This window comes from Pedobacter insulae (genome assembly GCF_900113525.1).
In the GTDB taxonomy this organism is placed as follows: domain Bacteria; phylum Bacteroidota; class Bacteroidia; order Sphingobacteriales; family Sphingobacteriaceae; genus Pedobacter; species Pedobacter insulae.
In genome coordinates this window covers 166346-181985 of sequence record NZ_FOPP01000008.1, presented here as the reverse complement: position 1 = coordinate 181985, position 15640 = coordinate 166346, and the positions used below count along the sequence as shown (strand labels likewise).

Annotated in this window: 14 protein-coding genes; 2 read left to right on the top strand and 12 right to left on the bottom strand. The window is 38.9% G+C overall.

All coding sequences use genetic code 11. The annotated features are described in order from the left end of the window. Window position 1: 1 nt before the first annotated feature. The 12 genes from BM207_RS14205 to BM207_RS14150 form a co-directional block, all read right to left on the bottom strand. The gene (locus tag BM207_RS14205; RefSeq protein WP_090995566.1) at window positions 2–2320 is read right to left on the bottom strand and encodes an NADP-dependent malic enzyme; all 2319 of its coding nucleotides are present in this window, start codon (window positions 2318–2320) and stop codon (window positions 2–4) included. Between the two features lie 69 nt (window positions 2321–2389). Continuing rightward, on the bottom strand, window positions 2390–3748 hold the full coding sequence (locus BM207_RS14200) for a lytic transglycosylase domain-containing protein (protein ID WP_090995563.1): 1359 nt from the start codon (window positions 3746–3748) through the stop codon (window positions 2390–2392). 41 nt (window positions 3749–3789) lie between these two features. Further along, window positions 3790–5214: an Asp-tRNA(Asn)/Glu-tRNA(Gln) amidotransferase subunit GatA gene (gatA, locus tag BM207_RS14195; protein ID WP_090995560.1), complete on the bottom strand. Its 1425-nt coding sequence runs from the start codon at window positions 5212–5214 to the stop codon at window positions 3790–3792. Between the two features lie 30 nt (window positions 5215–5244). After that, window positions 5245–5451: a Sec-independent protein translocase subunit TatA/TatB gene (locus BM207_RS14190; RefSeq protein ID WP_090995556.1), complete on the bottom strand. Its 207-nt coding sequence runs from the start codon at window positions 5449–5451 to the stop codon at window positions 5245–5247. 19 nt (window positions 5452–5470) lie between these two features. Beyond that, window positions 5471–5878 carry a Sec-independent protein translocase subunit TatA/TatB gene (locus BM207_RS14185; RefSeq protein WP_090995553.1) on the bottom strand — a complete coding sequence of 136 codons (408 nt, stop codon included), beginning with the start codon at window positions 5876–5878 and terminating at the stop codon, window positions 5471–5473. A gap of 95 nt (window positions 5879–5973) precedes the next feature. Next, entirely contained in the window at window positions 5974–7248 is a 1275-nt protein-coding gene (locus tag BM207_RS14180) for a murein hydrolase activator EnvC family protein (protein ID WP_090995550.1), read from the bottom strand. A 19-nt stretch (window positions 7249–7267) separates the two neighbouring features. After that, entirely contained in the window at window positions 7268–8062 is a 795-nt protein-coding gene (locus BM207_RS14175) for a lipoprotein insertase outer membrane protein LolB1 (protein WP_090995547.1), read from the bottom strand. Further along, a complete protein-coding gene (locus BM207_RS14170) occupies window positions 8040–9734 on the bottom strand; it encodes a tetratricopeptide repeat protein (RefSeq protein WP_090995544.1) in 1695 nt (564 codons plus the stop codon). The genes BM207_RS14175 and BM207_RS14170 overlap by 23 nt, the downstream gene beginning before the upstream one ends. Further along, window positions 9735–11237 (bottom strand): oligosaccharide flippase family protein, encoded by a 1503-nt coding sequence (locus BM207_RS14165; protein WP_090995541.1) that lies wholly within the window; start codon window positions 11235–11237, stop codon window positions 9735–9737. Window positions 11238–11266: 29 nt separating this feature from the next. Next, a complete protein-coding gene (locus BM207_RS14160) occupies window positions 11267–11545 on the bottom strand; it encodes an acylphosphatase (protein ID WP_090995538.1) in 279 nt (92 codons plus the stop codon). 42 nt (window positions 11546–11587) lie between these two features. Continuing rightward, window positions 11588–12529, bottom strand: a complete 942-nt coding sequence (locus tag BM207_RS14155; protein WP_090995535.1) for an NAD(P)H-dependent flavin oxidoreductase — start codon at window positions 12527–12529, stop codon at window positions 11588–11590. A 4-nt stretch (window positions 12530–12533) separates the two neighbouring features. After that, window positions 12534–13697, bottom strand: a complete 1164-nt coding sequence (locus BM207_RS14150; protein WP_090995532.1) for an amidohydrolase family protein — start codon at window positions 13695–13697, stop codon at window positions 12534–12536. A gap of 254 nt (window positions 13698–13951) precedes the next feature. Here BM207_RS14150 and BM207_RS14145 point away from each other — a divergent pair, with 254 nt between their 5' ends. Together BM207_RS14145 and BM207_RS14140 are read left to right on the top strand one after the other, a co-directional pair. Further along, window positions 13952–14257 (top strand): hypothetical protein, encoded by a 306-nt coding sequence (locus BM207_RS14145; protein ID WP_090995529.1) that lies wholly within the window; start codon window positions 13952–13954, stop codon window positions 14255–14257. A 67-nt stretch (window positions 14258–14324) separates the two neighbouring features. Beyond that, window positions 14325–15638 carry a sigma-54-dependent transcriptional regulator gene (locus BM207_RS14140; RefSeq protein WP_090995527.1) on the top strand — a complete coding sequence of 438 codons (1314 nt, stop codon included), beginning with the start codon at window positions 14325–14327 and terminating at the stop codon, window positions 15636–15638. Window positions 15639–15640: the final 2 nt, after the last annotated feature.

Here is a 15640-nt window from a genome sequence, read left to right as displayed (position 1 = left end):
TTTATTTCTTTGCTATTCTAGTTAAAATGCTTTTTCTTTTAGTTGGATTTGCCTCTTCTTCTTTCCCTTGCACATCCAATACTGCAATAGTAACCATATTTACGATTTCTCGAACCGAACTTCCTAATTGAACAATATGAACAGGTTTCTTAAGACCCAATAAGATCGGACCTACTGCTTCTGCTCCACCCAATTCTTGTAAAAGTTTATAGGCTATGTTACCAGATTCCAGATTAGGAAACACAAGGGTATTTGCTGGTGCATCAGCTAGGCTACTAAAAGGGAAATTCTCTTTTAATAAAGCATTGTTCATCGCAAAATTGCCCTGCATATCGCCATCAACAATCACATTTGGATGTTTTTCATGCAAAATCGTAACAGCTTCTCTAACTTTTTCAGGAATGATGCCCTCATTTGAGCCAAAGTTAGAATAAGATAATAAAGCTATCCTAGGCTGAATATTGAACTTCCTAACAGACTTCTCTAATAATAGCGTTAAATCCACCAGTTCTTGTGCTGTTGGATCTACATTAACAGTAGTATCGCCAAAAAACACAGGTCCTTTTTCAGTCATCATCATATACATCCCCGCCACGCGATTTACACCTTTTTCCGTACCAATAATCTGCAAGGCCGGCTTAATGGTCGACACATAATTTTTTGTCAGTCCAGAAATCATGGCGTCAGCTTCACCAAATTCTACCATCGAAGCACCGAAATAATTCCGATCTCTCAACAATTTATTTGCCTCAAATAATGTAACCCCTCTTCGCTGTCTTTTCTTATACAATGATTCGGCATATAGTTTCATGCGCTCGGGCTCTAAAGCGGGCTCTATAATCTGAACCCCTTCTAAATCCAATGCGTTTTCTGCGATAATCTGCTGAATGATTTCCTTGTTCCCCAATAAAATAGGGATAGCAATGTTATCATCCTTAACAATTTGAGCAGCTTTTAATATCTTATAATTATCTGCCTCGGCAAACACCACACGTTTCGGCGCTGATTTAGCCTTGTTTGTAATGGCTCTCATAATAGAGTCGTCCATTCCAAGCCTGCGTTTAAGCTCCTCTGCATAAGCATCCCAGTCGGTAATGGTTTTACGGGCTACTCCTGATTCTATCGCAGCTTTAGCTACCGCCATAGATACATTAGTCATTAAGCGGAAATCCATCGGCTTAGGAATGATGTATTCTTTACCGAACTTAATGTTACGCTCATTATAAGCCATATTTACCGCTTCGGGAACGGTTTTTCTTGCTAGTTCAGCAATTGCCCTCACGGCTGCAATTTTCATCGCCTCATTAATGCTTGTCGCTCTAACGTCCAGGGCACCCCTAAAAATGTAAGGAAAACCAAGCACATTATTCACTTGGTTTGGATAATCAGAACGTCCGGTTGCCATAATTAAATCCTTACGGGATTTAATGGCTAAATCGTATGCAATTTCGGGATTGGGATTAGCCATCGCAAACACAATTGGGTTCTTGGCCATCGATTTAAGCATATCAACCGTTACGCAATCTGCCGATGAAAGACCAATAAAGACATCAGAATCTTTCATTGCTTCTTCTAATGTATGCAAGTTTCTGGAAGTTACAAACTCTTGCTTTATCGCATCTAAATTCGTTCTATCGCTGCGAATTACTCCGCTTCGATCGCACATCACTATATTCTCCCTTTTCGCTCCCAGCGAAACATAGAGACGAGAACAAGAAATTGCAGCGGCACCAGCGCCGTTCACTACAATTTTTACTTTATCTATTTTCTTCTTTTGTAAATCACATGCATTCAGTAATGCAGCAGCGGAAATAATTGCTGTTCCATGCTGATCGTCGTGCATTACCGGAATATTCATTTCCTCTTTTAACCGGCGCTCAATTTCAAAGCACTCAGGAGCTTTGATATCTTCTAGGTTTACCCCGCCGAAAGTCGGCTCCAATGCTTTTACGATTTTCACAAAATCATCCACATTTTTAGTATCTAGTTCAAGATCGAAAACATCAATATCTGCAAATATTTTAAATAGCAAACCCTTGCCTTCCATTACGGGCTTTCCAGCTTCCGGACCAATATCACCTAAACCCAAAACTGCTGTTCCATTGCTAATTACGGCAACTAAATTGCCTTTAGCAGTGTACTTATAAACATCATCTTTATTTTCGGCAATTTTTAAGCATGGCTCTGCAACTCCTGGTGAATAAGCTAACGTTAAGTCTCTTTGCGAAGAATATGGTTTAGTAGGTACAACCTCAATTTTACCTGGCCGGCCTTGTGAATGGTAATCTAAAGCGTCCTGTTTTCTATTTTTTTTACTCATAAAATCCTGTTTGGTAACAGACAAAGTTACGAATATTTTTTAGGGTATATATGAATTGCGTGCTAAAACCTAGCCCTTATTGATTTTTAAAACCATACCGGGTTGCAGGATATTCTTACTTAACCCATTTACTTCTTTAATGTTCGCTACGGTTGCACCCTCAAATTTTTCAGCTATTCCAGACAAGGTGTCTCCTGCCTTAACCTTATAAGTAAGATAGGTGCTTTTTGGTGCCGAACCTGGACTGTAGATTTTAAGCTTTTGTCCGGGAACAATGACAGTGCTTTTTAGTTTATTCCAAACCTTTAAATCTTGCACTTCAACATGGTATATGTCGGCTATGCTTCCCAAGTTTTGCCCAGAACGAACTTTATGATAGCTTACTTTTACTGAGGTCTTCTTTCTTAACTCCCTAACGTCATCAGTTGAAGCAAGAATTACTTTTCGAGAGGTTTCAAATTCGCTATTAAGCACATCATAAAGCTGTTCATACTTATTCGGGTTTACACTTGGCAAAACAATCCGTTTAGGCAAATCCTCTGTTCCGTTTACGATCTTCTTTTTATAGGAAGGATTGAGACTTAACAATACTTCGTCCTCTAGTTCTAGAGCCTTTGATAAATCAGTTAACGATACAAAATGATTTACATGTATAGTATCTGTTTTTTGATGCATCTTAGAAGCTTGAGCCACAATATCATGTGACTTAGCATATTTCATTACATATAATGACGCAATAAATGCAGGAACATAATCTCTGGTTTCTTTAGGCAGGTAACGCCTGATTTCCCAAAAATCTCTGGAATCAGCTTTTGCAATTGCCCGGTTTACATTTCCCATTCCGCAATTGTAAGCTGCAATAGCCAACAACCAATCGCCCAACTCATCATAGGCATCTCTAAAATAGGCTGCCGCCGCGTAGCTCGCTTGTATAGGATCCTTACGCTCATCAACAAAGTTATCAATATTTAAACCGTAACCTTTAGCAGTACCGAACATAAATTGCCATAAGCCAGTTGCCCCTACACGTGAAACAGCGTGGGGATTCATGGAAGATTCAATAATAGGTAAATATTTTATCTCAACGGGAATATTATAAGCAATTAATGCCTTTTCGAAAATTGGAAAATAATAGCTGGACAGCCCTAGCATTTTGCCCATCATATCCTTCCGTTTACTATAGATGGTTATAAAATTTTGAACATATTCATTGTAAGGTAACGGAACCGTTTTCTGGATAGAATCTAATCTTAATTTATAGGTAAAATTGTAATTATAAAACCCGACAGGCTCAATAGCAGGCAATGAGGCAGTGTCTTGATAACCGTTGATAGAATCTAAATTAGGAATCTTAATTTTAACCTGCGCATGCGATGAAGTCACAAACCATAAGGAAAAGCAGCAAACAAAAAGTATTAATTTCTTCATAGGCAAAAATTCACGTCATTGCGAGTACGAAGCAATGACGATTAAACTTCGTTTAAAAAGCTGGCAGATAAAGCCAATAGCTCTAGTTCATTAAAGTGTTTGGTCATTAATTGTATACTTAACGGCAATCTCTCCTTATTATTGCCTAATGGCAATGCCACAGCCGGAATGCCCGCTAAGGAAGCTAAAACCGTATAAATATCAGCCATATACATTACCAGCGGATCCTGCATGTTTTCACCCATTTTAAAGGGTGGTGTAGGTGCTACGGGACTAATCAACATATCGTACTGCTGAAATAAATCCTCAATTTTTTCTCTAATCAGCCTTCTTACTTGCTGTGCTTTCTGGTAGTAGGCATCATAGTAACCAGCACTCAACACAAAGGTGCCTAATAATATCCTACGCTTAACCTCTTCTCCAAAGCCTTCTGCTCTTGAGAGCTTGTATAAGCTAGTCAGATTTTTTGCCTCTTGGTTTCGATAGCCAAAATGTACCCCGTCATAACGCGACAGATTAGATGATGCCTCGGCAGTTGTTAATACGTAGTAAGCAGGCACCAGGTAATCCAATAAGTCGAACGATACATACTCAATGGTATGCCCCTGACTTTTTAACTTCTCAATCGCAACTAAAATAGCTTGTTTAATTTCTGGATCTAAAGCTTCATTGCTGATAGTTTCTTCTAATACCGCAATTTTCTTTTTTCCACCTTGGGTAAGGAACTGACTGTAGTTAGGCACTTCCAATGTTGCAACGGTACTATCCTCTTCATCAGCACCAGCTAACACCTCCATTAAAATGGATGCATCACTCACCGAAGAAGTTAAAGTACCAACTTGATCAAAAGAGGAGGCATAAGCAATTACACCATACCTCGAAATGCGTCCATAAGTTGGTTTAAAACCAATACAACCGCAAAAAGCTGCGGGTTGCCTAACCGACCCGCCTGTATCTGTGCCTAAAGCGGCTAAGCATAAATCGGCCTGTACCGCAACTGCAGAGCCTCCAGATGAACCTCCAGAAACCCTATGCGGGTCGACAGCGTTTTTTACAGGGCCAAAATAGGAAGTCTCATTAGAGCCACCCATGGCAAATTCATCGCAATTTAAACGGCCAATAATAATCGCATCTTCCCGTAATAAACGTTTAACAACGGTTGAGGAGTAGGGAGCAACGAAATCTTCCAACATCTTAGAAGAAGCTGTAACTTGATGGTCCAGATAACAAATATTGTCTTTTATACCGATTACCATTCCCGCAAGTTTCCCTGCAGTGCCTAAATTAACCTTTTCTTGAACTAAGATTGCTTGCTTGGCAGCAGAATCAAAAAACACCTCATTAAAAGCATTGAGGTGTTTATTCTTTTCTATCTGCTCCAAATAATACGAAAGTAGATCTTGAATTTTGAGCTCCTTTAACGCAAGTTTTCCCTGTATCTCTGTTAAAGAGGTATATTTCTTCAAAACTTAATAGTAAAGAGATTAAAACTTCAATTAAAGTGGTTTGTCGTTGGTCGTAGTAGTCGTCGATTTTGTATCAGAGTCTAACCCATCTTTACCATCCTTAAACTCCTTTACTCCTTTACCTAAACCGCGCATTAATTCAGGAATTTTCTTACCTCCAAACAATAATAATAATGCTAAAACGATTAAAATTATTTCTGGTGTTCCTAGTCCGACTAAAATTGTTGGTTGTGTCATGATATTTTATTTAAAGTCTTTATTCAATATGTGATTCTTTCCCTTTCACAGGAGCTTGTTCTTCTGCTTCTAGTGGTTCTTCATTAATTACAACCGGAGGTTCCGCTTCCTGCTCATCTATTCCAGAGCGGGCAAACTCTGTATCAGCTTGCGCTAACATCTCCTGGTCTTCTGTTGGATGATGATAAGTACTATGATTTAATTCCTCTTGCTTCTCTTCCTCTTCTGTAGTTACGGAATTTATGTTGCGATGGATTTCTCTTTTTACATCTTCTGATGCATCTTTAAATTCACGTATCCCTTTTCCCAAGCCTCTTGCCAATTCAGGTAATTTTTTACCTCCAAATAACAAAAGTATTGCTACCATAATGAGTGCAATCTCTCCGCCCCCCATGTTTAATATCTCTAATATTGTGCCCTGGTACATTCTTTAATCAATTTTATACAAACTTAGATAAATTACTTTTATATGCAATATAATTAGTCAGCATATAAAAGTCATTTTTCAATACGCCTACCAGTTTATTTTGCTAGCCAACTTTCTGGATTTTGAGCTATGGCACCCTTTATCACCTGAAAGCTTACTTCTGCCACTCCCTCATTCAGCGCTGCCGTACCAATGGTTTGTTTCGTGGTTACGTTCTGCCCTTCACTAACGCTTGCGGTCTTCAAGTTCTGATAAAGTGTAAAATATTCTCCATGCCTGATTAGAATAAAATATTTACCAAGTACTGTTGAAACACTTCGAACTTCGCCATTAAAAACGGCCCTAACGGCAGCATTCTCACTGGTTTGATAGGTAACACCATCGTTTTTTGCAGAAGCTTGGTCAACCATATATGAACCGAAATGAGCTGTGATATACCCATTGGCTACAGGCGCAGGCAGGCTTCCCCTATTACTTTCAAAAGCATTAGAGAGCTTAGCAGCTTCAGGTGTAGCTCTCAAAAGCTCAGAATTTGTTTTAGGTTTGGCAACCGGAGCAACCGGAACGGGCCTGTTTTCCGCCTTTGCCTTAGCGGCAGCAAGCCGTTGTTCTTCTTTTGCCCTTTCCTCTTCCTTTTTACGTTCTAACGCGATTATTCGCTGTATCTCGGTTCTAATCTTCTTATTAATTGCATCTTGCTCTTTTCTTTTCCTTTGTATGTCTTGAGAAATTTGTCTTTCTTGCTTGCTAAGCCGGTTTAAAACGACAGCCTGCTCATTCTTTTTCTTATCAAGCTTACTCTTTTCACCAACACGTTCTTTCAACAAACTACTCTTGTTCTTTAAATCCTTATCTAAAATCACAATTCTATCACTTAGATCTTTCTCCGTGCCCTGTATATAGGCTGCCTGCTTTTTACGATACTGTCCAAATTGCTGTAAATATTTGATACGCTTATAAGCCTGATTAAAATCCTTTGACGCAAAAATAAACATCATTTTATCGTAGGAATTCCTATTACGTTGTGCAAAACGAATCATCCCTGCATACTCCTTTTTTAATTCCGATAAGCGGGTTTGCAGGTTATGGACTTTACCGGTATTTTCCGTAATCTGGTTATCCAGATTTTTCATTTCAGAATTAATAGTCGAGATTTTCTGTTGCATTAAACGAACCTGGGCCTTAATCGCACTTATTTGTCCAAGCGTTAGCTTCTTACCACTAACAGTTTTATTCAGGTTCTTTTGAGCCAAGGCTATTTGTCTATCAAGCGCTTCTTTGTTTCTTTTCAACTGCTCCATCGATTGGGCAAAAGCAGTGCTACATAGCACCATAAACATCAGGGAAAGAAATAGTTCTTTTAACTTCATTGGATCAAAAATATAAAAATTACTTGATTAGCTCATAACTTTTAGGAACTGTAAAGGGAAATTCAAGTGGAATATTGACATCAATTTTTGTGAAATTAACGTCAATATCAATCTTTTTCTTGCCGGCCATAGAATTAATTTTCAAGCTCGATGGGAATAATGCTTCGTTCAAGGGAGTATAATCGCCATAGGCGACCTTAAATGCCTGAGCAGTTTTAACGTCATTTAAGCTGGTTTCGTTTACCTTTAACAAGGTATTAAACAAACTTTGATAAGCTAAATTATTCTTTGAACCGCTTAATACCCAAACCCCATTTTCTTGTTTCAAGTCTGAGGTAACGGTCATAAAATCGGCAATAGTATTCCCAGAAAACACAGCCTGCAACATTTTAAAATTAACTTGCTTATTCGTAAATCCATAAATATAACTAAATGGCTTCCTGGCATATTCCCTTTTTAGATTATTCCTTAACAGTAAGCTATCAGGCGTAATCAAAGCCCTGGCCACTTCTCCTACAATAGGTGCGGTAACACTAACCCAGATCTTTTCATCCTTTTGTATCTTGATTAGCATGGTTACGTTATTTTCGTTGCCATTTATCGTCAGGTTTGCTTTGCCTTTTAAGGATAAAGTATTAAACAATAAATCCTTGCTTTGTAGCATGTTCAGATTCTCTTGCTTACTATCTGACAAAACTTCCACTTTATCTGGCGCCGCAACTGGTGGTGCCACTATTATTTTCTTGGGTTTGCAGCCAAATGCCAACAAAACTATTCCGATTAGTACCAAGCTATTTAATATATTTTTTCTCATTGATTTTCTTAGTTAATTTCTGCGAATCATTACCTGCCTGTTTAGCTTTTTGCCATTGTAGTAGGCCGGCTTCCTTCTCTCCTTTTACAAAAAGAATATCCCCGTAATGCTCCAAATAAACAGGATTCGACCCTTCATTGTTTTGAAGTGCCCGCTGAATCAATGCCTTGGCCAATTCATATTTTTCTAACTTAAAAAGCACAAATGCATAGGTATCGGCAATTGATGCATTTTTAGGTTGAGCGGCCGCCGCCTTTGAAGCCAACATTTCGGCCTTACTTAAATTATGATTTCTTAACGCTAAATAGTAAGCATAATTGCTTAAGGTTAAATAGTTATTTGGTTCTAAGGCGATTGATTTATCAAAGGCCTGGTCGGCCTCTTTCAGTTTTTGTTGATCTATTAACACTTCTGCCTGCAAAGCAAAAATCATAGCTTTTAGCTTAGTATCTTCACCATCCAGCAATAGCGCAGATTTGATTTCAATACCGGCTTCTGCATTTTGCCCGTTTCGATGAAGCGCGAACGCCCGGTAGTAATATAAAATTGCTTGATTTGGATAAATGGCAAGCGCATCTTCTCCGGTCTTAATAGCATCGTTGTACTGCCCAGTTAAGGTTTGCATGGCTAACAACTTTTCCCAGGCTATATAAAGTTGCTCCGAAATTTTTATTGCTGCTTGGTATTGCCCTTTCGCCCTAGTTAAATCACCTTGTTGATAAAGCACGTCGCCGTATAAAATCAATAACTTGGCATCATTGGGACTAGCTTTTAAAGCAACTTCTGTTAATTCTGTAGCATCTTTAACTACCAAGGCATTGCTAAACCGGGGTAACATCTGAGTAATAATTTTTATTTTATTTTCCACAGGCATAGCTGGATGAGCAAATGCTGCTCGTAACGGAACAATGGCCAATTCATTCTTACGTTGAGATTGGTAAATATCGGCTATAGCCAAATCAATTTCGTAATTACCTGGCTCCAGCAACTTAGCCTTTTGCAAAACCGAAATTGCCTCCTCTTTTTTATTCTTCTCTACTAATGCGCCACTTAGGTATAAATGATTTTTCACATCCGTAGGATTTTCAGCTAAGATCTTCTCGATCGCAGCATCTGAAGAAACCTCGGTGTTCTGCAGTTTAATTCGTTGTACAGCCGTTGTTAACGCAGTAGAGGTGCCAAACTTCTTCTCAATTAAATCGTAAGCATTTAAAGCTTCGTCTGCTTTACCAGCTAAGAAAAGTGCATTCGCTCTGTCAAAATAATAATCTTCGTTTAAAGGTGATAATGTTATCAGCTTATCAAAAACTGGGATCAAGGCATCCATATTGCCGTTGCGTTTATAAATTTCAGACTGCAACTTAAAGTACCAAATATTCTTAGGGTTTACAGCTATCGCCTTTTTGATATTAATCTCTGCATCGAGCAATTTCTGCTGTCGAAAATTTACATTTGCCAATTCAAAAAACGCTGCATCATTCTCTGGAGATAATTCAATGATCTTCTTAAAGTTTGCACCAGCACTGACGTAGTTCTCTAGCATTTTCTCCTTTAAACCAGCAAAAAAAAGCTCTTTCACAATGTTGCTATCCCTCACTTTTAAGAGCGATGGGTCTTGAGCATACAGCCATGTATGGCAACATAATAGGATGAAAATAATTTTACTCTTCATTTAACTATTAGTCTTCAAAATTTTCTTTAAATCATCCTTTTCAAAATAAACAATTCCTGCTAAAAAAACAAGCAGTAAGGCATTTCCAATATAGATGTTCCGATCAAAAAGAAAGAATGAAGAGAACACTATTACTGTTGAAACAACCAAGTAAGCGAAAATTCTTTTCAGATTATAAGGAATAGGGTAATATTTTTGTCCTAAAGTATACGATAAGACCATCATAACAAAATATGCCGCCATGCTAACCCAAGCCGAACCCATATAGCTGTACTTTGGAATAAGCACAAAATTTAAAATAATGGTAATAGCTGCACCAACTAAGGAGATATATAATCCAAAACGGGTTTGATCCGATAATCGGTACCACACGGAAAGATTCATATAAATACCCAAACACACATAACCCAGCAGTAGAAATGGGACAGCGGGCAATCCAGCCCAATATTCAGCCACCCTCGTTCCATCTCTACTAATGAAATGTTTCAATATTTCAATATTGGCAATTAACCCCACAAAAATGATGGCAAGGGCAATGACGAAATAATGTAAAATAGTCGCATAGGTTTGCTTCGCATTTTCGTTCTTAGCGTGACTAAAGAAAAACGGCTCCGCGCCTAGCCTGAAGGCTGTAATGAAAATACTTAAAAAGATAGCAATTTTACAGACCGCACCATATATCCCCACTTCCCCATCGGCAATATCGGTTGGCAATAAACGTCTGAGTACAATCTTGTCAAGATTTTCATTGACAATAAAAGAAAGATTGGCTACTAAAATCGGCCAACTATAAGCAACCATCATTTTAAAAAGCGGCCTATCAAATTTAAACTGTAGCTTCAAGAGCTCGGGCAATAAAAATGCAAATGTCACCAAACTGGCTATTAAGTTTGCCAGAAATACATAGCCAATCCATTGGTGTTTATACCAGCTCGACAACCATTCTGCCCCAACCCATTGGTGTTTAATGATGGCCGGAACTACAAAAATAAAGACCAGATTAAAACCAACAAAGCAACCAATATTTAAGAATTTGGCTATACTATATTTCATTGCCTTATTGTCGGCTCTCAATTTGGCAAATGGGATCACACAAATAGCGTCGACAAATAAAATCCACAAGAAGAGGGCAACATATTGTTTATAATCTGGTACTTCGGCGGCATTGGCAGCCAGATATGCCGCAATCGTATCGGAAAAAATTAAGCCTGTTATTAAGAAAAGTACAGCGATAAAAGCGATGCAAAAAAAAGAATTATTGTAGACTTCCTGCTTCTTATCTTCATGCTTGTTGAGGTAGCGGAAATAGGTGCTCTCCATCCCAAATGCCAAAATAGCATTAATTATCGACGCATTGGCGTACATATTGGTAAATATACCGTAAACACTTTTAGCATAAACTTTGGTATATATTGGCGTTAAAATAAAGTTAAATAACCTCGAAAAAACGGTACTGATACCATAAATCGCTGTTTGCCCGAGAAATTTTTTGAGTACAGACATCGTTAATTAGCTATTTACCAACTAGCTGACTAGCTAATTTTTTTAACCACTTCAAAGTTGCGATAATTTTTTACTTCTCCCTCTTTCACTTCAACATTTTCTACGGTCGATTTGTCGGGGCCCTCATTGCACCACTCTAAAAACATCGCCAAAATAGGCTGTACTGCTTCTGCTTCAATATAAACCGAGCCATCCCTCTCATTTTTAACCAGGCCCTTAACGCCCATCTGATCAGCCACAGCTTTGGTGCTTGCCCTAAAAAAAACGCCTTGAACCTTGCCGGTAATTTTTATATTAATATGTTTCATTTCCTTTTCTTTTCAACTTAGTAAGTCGACTTACTTACGAAGTTACATTGCTATTAACCGCTGCTTTTCTATTAAAAACTCTTCCCATATCGCGCTCAAAATAACCGCTGCCGGTTTTACCGCATCCAACATGGCTGATATCTGACCAATCTCCAGCTCGCCTTTCTCCATATCTCCTTCAAACATGCCCAATTTTGCTCTTGCTCTTCCCAATAATTCGGCTAGCTGGGCGGTGCTGGCACCTGCAGCTTCTGCCTGCGCTACCTCTTCAGCAAACTCATTTTTTAATAAGCGAACGGGCACCAACTTTTTCATCCTTAATTTAGTATCTCCTTCTGCCGCGTTAATTATTCTTTCTTTAAAATTAATATGGGCCGACGACTCCTCTGCTACCGCAAAAGCAGAACCAATTTGAACAGCATCTGCTCCTAATGCTAATGCTGCCAACATCGCTTTTCCACTGGCAATCCCCCCCGCAGCGATAACCGGAATTTTAACCGCAGCTTTGATCATTGGAATTAAGCATAAAGTGGTGGTTTCCTCCCGCCCATTGTGCCCTCCAGCTTCGAAACCTTCTGCCACAACCGCATCAACCCCACATGCTTCTGCTTTTAAGGCAAATTTGGTATTGGCAATAACGTGCACAACCGTTATTCCTTTTTCCTTCAAAAAACTAGTCCATGTGGCGGGGTTACCTGCCGAGGTGAATACAATTTGAACACCCTCTGCAATGATGATGTCCATTATTTCTTCCACATTGGGATAGAGCAAGGGAACATTCACCGCAAAAGGCCTAATGGTGGCATTTTTGCATTTTTGAATATGTTCGCGCAGCACATGGGGATACATAGAGCCTGCGCCAATAATACCCAAGCCACCTGCATTTGAAACGGCCGAGGCTAATCTCCAACCACTGCACCATACCATCCCAGCTTGGATGATAGGGTATTGAATGGCAAATAAAGAGGTAATGCGATTGGTCATCTTATCAAAATAAACGTTTTATGGCAGTGTTGTCGGCAATTGTCACCCCTTCCAAAAGTTCAATCAAAATAATTCCCGGCTTCTTTCCTACACTTAAACTCCCATACTGGGAATCAATCCCTAAAAATTCGGCGCCATTCAGGGTCGCCCAAGTTAATAATGTTTGAAACGGGATAGCCTTGTTTGTCTGTAAAGTTTGCATTTCTGCTAAAATATTTAACTGTTGGTTGCTCGCCAAACTATCCGTTCCAAGGGTTATTTTCACCGCTTCATTTTGTAAAAGCATTACATCTGGAAGGGTATCCTCAATGTAAAGATTAGCATTGGGACAAAGGCACCAAAACAATTGCTGATGGGTTCTTTTTGCAAAATCTACATCACCCTTGCCAGTAAAAGTATTATGAACCATTAAGGTATTTACACTCTTAGGCAATTTAGGTAAATGATAGCTTAAAGAACTTTCGGAAGAATTATGTGCTTCACTTTGTGATATCCCAAGCTCAGCTAAAAACTCGGCAAAACTCCCTGTCCCAGTTTCAAACAACTCATTTTCACTGGGGGTTTCTTGGTTGTGAATGGTTAAGATATCATTTGCAGTTGTCGCTTTTGCTATCTCTTCAAAAAGCTCAGCAGAAACTGAATAGGGTGCATGTGGCACAATGGAAGATTTTAACGGCATAAAATCATACTTAAGTTGTAAACCATCTTCAATGGTCGGCTTAGCCGGTCTATTAAAACCAAAAACTTCAACAAAAGTATGATAATATATCTCGCTCCGAAGTTTAACCTCTTTAGAAATCAATTGATTGGAAATATCGCCAACCGCTACAATGCCATTCGCCTTCATTTCTTGGTCGGCCCTTTCTATAGCAGCTATCACTAAGTCTTCCGGCTGTTGCCTGATCGATAAAAGTGATTGAATAAAACCTGTTAGCCCTATCTTCTCCTTAATTTTTCCTTGTAAATGCGACAACTCCAGGTGGCAATGGGTATTTACAAAACCTGGAACCAAAACACCCTCGTAATGAATTACATTTTCCAAGTGCTGAGCTTGTTCATTGGTTAAAACCGCATGGATGCTGCCATCATCATCTACCGCTATTACACCGTTCTCAATAGGAGGTTCGCTTACCGGATAAATGATGTTCGCAGAGATATAGCTAATCATATTGCAAAGAACGGATATTCTGATGAGAAGTAGAAGAATATGACATACGAAGTTAATGTGCGTCGGACTATTCAAACTTCGTAAGTCAATCAACATGTTTACATAAGCATCATATTGGGGAGAAACTCCCCAACTCTACAACCTTTCAAAAAAACCAACTAATTAAATTACAGCACCTTAACACTTTGACCATCTTTTTGGCACCGTTTTGCTTATAGGCATATCATTAATCCACAATTAAAAAATTAATAACTATGAAAAAATTAATTCTATCAGCAGCATTTTTTGCATTTGCTGGATTCGGAGCGGTAAACGCAAGTAATGTAAACAAAATGGAAATTGTTGCCGTTCAAGATACATTGGTAAAAACACCAATTAAATTAGAAGAGTTGCCAGAAGCTGTAATAGCTACACTGAAAACGGATCCTTACAAAGATTGGACGCCAACAGCAGCTTTCAGCGTAAAAGATGGTGATAAATCATATTACCAAGTAGATGTTAAAAAAGAAGAGCAAGTAGCTTCATTGAAATTTGGTGCCGACGGTAAACCTATTGAATAAGCAATAATTCTATTATGTGTGTATAACAAAAGCCAGAAGATTACCTGGCTTTTGTTATTTTTGCTATATGGCTAAGATATTGATAATTGAAGATGACACGACCTTTGCCCAACTATTGGAGGTTTTTTTAACTAAAAACCATCATCAACTAGAAACTGTCGTGACGGTTCAGCAATCAAATAAAATGCTTGACCAACAGGCGTTTGACCTCCTACTGATCGATTACCGTTTGCCCGATGGAACTGGCTTGGATGTATTAAAAACGGTTAGAGAAAAAGGAATCCACATTCCTGTAATCATCATGACTAGCTTTAATGATGTACGCACGGCAGTTAAGTCTATTCAGCTGGGTGCATTTGACTATATCACCAAACCTGTCAATCCAGATGAACTTTTGATGGTGATTAACCATTCCTTATCCAAACCGGAAGAGCAAGTTGAAACCGACCAATTTATCAAAGGTAAAAGTGCTATCGCTGATAAGCTTTATGAATACATAAACCTGGTGGCTCCTACAGATATGTCGGTCATTATCCAGGGAGAAAGCGGGACGGGTAAGGAATACGCCGCAAGAACGCTTCATCTCCAAAGTAAAAGGAAAAACAAGCCCTTTATTGCGATAGATTGTGGCGCATTATCAAGAGACTTAGCCGCAAGCGAACTATTTGGACATGTTAAAGGAGCTTTTACAGGAGCAATAGCCGACAAAAAAGGTCAGTTTGAAATAGCGGATGGAGGCACTTTATTTCTAGATGAAATCGGTAACCTTAGCTATGAGGTACAAATCAAATTATTACGTGCGCTACAAGAAAGAACTATACAACCCTTAGGCAGTACTAGACAGATTGCTGTTGATGTAAGAATAATTGTAGCCACTAACGATGAGTTGATAAAAAGCGTTCAGCAAGGAGATTTTAGAGAAGACCTGTATCATCGTATCAATGAATTTAAGATCCAGCTTCCACCACTTCGTGAAAGGGGGAAAGATCTTGAACTGTTTATCAATCACTTTGTAGCATTGGCTAATGCTTCTTTAGAGCGCAATGTGCAAAGCATTACGGACGAAGCAAAGTCATTACTTTTAAGTTATGATTGGCCGGGCAACTTACGGGAACTAAATAATGTGATTAAGCGGATGGTACTCCTTAGTCCGGGCAACCTCGCTACCCTTGACGCTTTGCCGGATGAGATGCGGATCGCAATTCATCAAGCACCAACCCACCCTTCTTCCGATTTAAAGGCTATTAATGAAGCAAATGAAAAAGCTTTGATTATGGAAACCTTAGTCAAGGTGAAATACAATAAATCGCAAGCAGCAAAACTATTGAATATCGACCGTAAAACGTTATATAGCAAAATGGAACGTTATGGGATAGCCTAAAT

What these genes read in the sequence shown, in the direction of transcription:
- BM207_RS14205 (WP_090995566.1), bottom strand. Translation starts at nt 2,320, where the DNA reads ATGAGTAAAAAAAATAGAAAACAGGACGCTTTAGATTACCATTCACAA.
- BM207_RS14200 (WP_090995563.1), bottom strand. Translation starts at nt 3,748, where the DNA reads ATGAAGAAATTAATACTTTTTGTTTGCTGCTTTTCCTTATGGTTTGTG.
- BM207_RS14190 (WP_090995556.1), bottom strand. Translation starts at nt 5,451, where the DNA reads ATGACACAACCAACAATTTTAGTCGGACTAGGAACACCAGAAATAATT.
- BM207_RS14185 (WP_090995553.1), bottom strand. Translation starts at nt 5,878, where the DNA reads ATGTACCAGGGCACAATATTAGAGATATTAAACATGGGGGGCGGAGAG.
- BM207_RS14180 (WP_090995550.1), bottom strand. Translation starts at nt 7,248, where the DNA reads ATGAAGTTAAAAGAACTATTTCTTTCCCTGATGTTTATGGTGCTATGT.
- BM207_RS14175 (WP_090995547.1), bottom strand. Translation starts at nt 8,062, where the DNA reads ATGAGAAAAAATATATTAAATAGCTTGGTACTAATCGGAATAGTTTTG.
- BM207_RS14170 (WP_090995544.1), bottom strand. Translation starts at nt 9,734, where the DNA reads ATGAAGAGTAAAATTATTTTCATCCTATTATGTTGCCATACATGGCTG.
- BM207_RS14165 (WP_090995541.1), bottom strand. Translation starts at nt 11,237, where the DNA reads ATGTCTGTACTCAAAAAATTTCTCGGGCAAACAGCGATTTATGGTATC.
- BM207_RS14160 (WP_090995538.1), bottom strand. Translation starts at nt 11,545, where the DNA reads ATGAAACATATTAATATAAAAATTACCGGCAAGGTTCAAGGCGTTTTT.
- BM207_RS14155 (WP_090995535.1), bottom strand. Translation starts at nt 12,529, where the DNA reads ATGACCAATCGCATTACCTCTTTATTTGCCATTCAATACCCTATCATC.
- BM207_RS14150 (WP_090995532.1), bottom strand. Translation starts at nt 13,697, where the DNA reads ATGATTAGCTATATCTCTGCGAACATCATTTATCCGGTAAGCGAACCT.
- BM207_RS14145 (WP_090995529.1), top strand. Translation starts at nt 13,952, where the DNA reads ATGAAAAAATTAATTCTATCAGCAGCATTTTTTGCATTTGCTGGATTC.
- BM207_RS14140 (WP_090995527.1), top strand. Translation starts at nt 14,325, where the DNA reads ATGGCTAAGATATTGATAATTGAAGATGACACGACCTTTGCCCAACTA.